Source organism: Microvirga calopogonii (genome assembly GCF_003347665.1).
Classification (GTDB): domain Bacteria; phylum Pseudomonadota; class Alphaproteobacteria; order Rhizobiales; family Beijerinckiaceae; genus Microvirga; species Microvirga calopogonii.
In genome coordinates, this window is sequence record NZ_QDGA01000242.1 from 1 (window position 1) to 1,232 (window position 1,232).

Here is a 1,232-nt window from a genome sequence, read left to right on the forward strand (position 1 = left end):
ACTGGCAAGGACGAACCGCCTTCAAGGTGCGCTTCTCGACGACCCACTGTCGCCCCTGCCCATTGAAGGCACAGTGTACTCGGAGCGAGCGGCGGCTTCTCACGCTGCGCCCTCAGGAGGAGCACGAGACCCTTGCAGCGGCTCGCGAGCGTGAGGCGCAGCCCGCCTTCGCCAAAGAGTACCAGAAGCGCGCCGGCATCGAGGGAACGATTTCGGCTGGCGTGCGCGCCCTACACTTGCGGCGCTCCCGCTACATCGGTCTCGCCAAGACGCATCTTCAGCACGTGCTGACAGCGGCTGCCATGAACCTCATCCGGCTTGGTGCCTGGTTCGCGGGCACGCCGCTCGCACGAACCCGGCAATCCGCATTCACCAAGCTCATGATGGCTCCCATCCCAGCATGAGGCATTCGCCAGCAGTATCCTTTCCGAAGCAAGTCCAGTGAAACGGTGGGCGCCTTGACCATAGAAAAATTTGTGAGATGATCTTCCTGTCCATGCTCAGACTGCCTTGTAGCAAGGGATAAAGTCCCATGTGAAAACAGTTGTCAAACCGAGGGGACCAATCATGCGTGACGGATTTTATAGGGTTGACTACTCGGGCCGCACTAACGTTGGTGCTGGGGCGTTCGCTCTCGTTCGTGGAAAGATCGCAGGCTTGGACGTAGGGGGCGTGACCTACACCGGAACCTACAGACCCGATGGAAACGATGTAGTCAGTAAGCTCCGTGCGAAAGCTCCCCCCAGCACAGCCTTTGTTACTGGTATGAATGCCGGACCGACAGGGATGGATTTCGAGGTGACCTTGCGGGTTCACAGCGATGGTATGCTGGACATCCAGTCGCCCATTGGGGCTATCCAAGGGCGCATGACACTTATCTCTCTGCTTTAGGCCTAGCAGGCGAAAAGGAGGCACGGCTGGGTGCTGCTCGGCGGCGCTCTGCTGGTCGTGTAATCCGCTAGCGGCGTCTGTCTTGGTGTCCCGCCGAGTTCTCTAAGCGGGATTCGCCGGTTGGCCAACGGATGGCGGCTTCGTTCATGATTGAGCTTCATGATGGCTTCGTGAATGGCTTGGTCGAGGTCTTCGGGTCCAGCGAAGGTCTGGTGGGCAAGGTCATGCTGCTTCACATCGCGCCATCGCTCCTCAATGGCGTTGAGTTCGGGGGCATCCTTGGGCAGCCATTCGACCCTGAGCCAGTGCGCCCGCTGGGCCAAGGCGGCTGTGGTTGCCTT

Annotated in this window: 2 protein-coding genes; one reads left to right on the plus strand and one right to left on the minus strand. The window is 59.8% G+C overall.

All coding sequences use genetic code 11. From position 1 onward, the window contains the following. Window positions 1-404 (plus strand): transposase (locus tag DDF70_RS36230; protein ID WP_170316147.1); only part of this gene is annotated, 404 nt, incomplete at its 5' end. 489 nt (window positions 405-893) lie between these two features. Here the strand turns inward: DDF70_RS36230 and DDF70_RS36240 are convergent. Further along, window positions 894-1,232 (minus strand): transposase (locus DDF70_RS36240; RefSeq protein WP_170316158.1); only part of this gene is annotated, 339 nt, incomplete at its 5' end.